This window comes from Maribacter sp. 4U21, from assembly GCF_002742365.1.
GTDB lineage: Bacteria > Bacteroidota > Bacteroidia > Flavobacteriales > Flavobacteriaceae > Maribacter.
This window is the reverse complement of sequence record NZ_MDGN01000077.1, coordinates 1-1,593: the sequence shown is the minus strand read 5'-3', so window position 1 is coordinate 1,593 and position 1,593 is coordinate 1. Positions and strand designations below refer to the sequence as shown.

The following is a 1,593-nucleotide window of genomic DNA, read 5'->3' as shown; positions in this document are numbered from 1 at the left end:
TTGCCGTTACATCGACTAAATTAGCAATAGGCACTTCTACTGGATTATCGGTTGTAACGATATCTGAAATAAAATTAGTGCTACTTAGGGTATACGTATATGTTCCTCCACCACCTTGCGGATTCCGGATGTCCACTAATCCCGGGTTGGCACAGGTTATATGTGAAAGTACGTTAGGGGTGAATGTTATAGGGTCTAGTTGTTCTACTTCTACGTTCTCACTTCCTATGACACAATTGTTCGGTGCGGCTCCTCTTATTTCTACGAAGTAGTCCCCCGTACCTAAATTTGCTGGAGTCGGTACCGTAAAAGAATCCCCTGAAACAAAGGTTCCTTCTGTGCCGGAGGTTATAAGTGTAGGTGCTCCAATTGGTAGTGTATCGTCCAAGCGATAAAAATCCCAATCAAAAGAACCGCCAAGTTCTCCAAGTGTTGTTTCTGTAACCGTATACGTAACTTGTCCGTTTGTAACTCCGTCACAAGTGGGTGTTACATCTGCTGATATCTGTACGGGTGGTGGTGCAAGCGTATTTACGTTTTGTGAACTCTGCCTCACACACGGACTAGAATCACGCACATAAAACACATAGGTTCTTCCAGGCACAAGTCCGGTAAACACGAAGCTTCCTTCTCCTGCTGGCACGGTGTTACCACCAGAATCGACTGTTCCCCCTGGTTGCCACGTTGCAGATGCAGGATTAAAATTAACAGGGTTTTCCGAATAGGTGTATTCGTAAGGTGCTAGTCCCTCGGTACCTTGAACCGTAACCTGAAGATCGTTACAATCCACAATGATAGCAGAGATGCTAATATCGAGGTCATCCAAAGGATAAGGGATGGTATACCTAGGTAAGTCGGTCTGGCAGTTAGTACCTACAACTCTAATGGATGGTTCTACTTCTGTCCCTGATGTATATGCAGCTCCGACGAACGTATCGCCAGATTGCCAGTTTGAACCACCGTCGGCACTAAATTCTAATGTGCCTAAGGTCAATGGATAATTGTCGAATTCAAAACCGTACATGTTTGGGTCAGGGTCGCAATTTACCGGTGCAATACCTATAATGTCCGCTGTAAGCTCATCGGGATTGGTAATGGTCACCGGTGTTTCTGTTCTGTCACAACCGTTTGCATCGGTAACGATAATTGTATAGTTCCCCGTGCCAAGGTTAAAATAGTTCTGGGTAGTGGCAACCACGTTCGTGTTCGTCTGGTCGGATGCCCCACCGTTGTCCAAATCGATAATTTCAATGGTATAAGGACTATCGCCCGCAGTAATGTTCACTGCAATGGAGCCCGTTCCGTCATGACATTCAGGAGCAGTAGGGGTGGCCGTATACGCTAAGGTAACCGCCGGTGCTACCGTTTCCGTGGTTGTAAATTCACAATGTGGGTCTGTTCCGTTATTGTCCCACACATAAACATCGTAATCCCCATCGTTACCCGTAGTAACGGCAAACGTATTGGAAGCACCGAAGTCCGCAGGGACAGGAACGTTTCCTGTAGGCATGAACGCATATACAAAGTTGCCGTCTCCTCCCGTTGCGTTCACGGTAATACGACCGTCCGCGCAAGAGCTGATATCCACAACAT

Annotated in this window: 1 pseudogene; it reads right to left on the bottom strand. The window is 46.6% G+C overall.

The annotated features are described in order from the left end of the window. Positions 1-1,593 (bottom strand): annotated as a pseudogene (locus BFP77_RS17070) (T9SS type B sorting domain-containing protein); the annotation flags it as partial.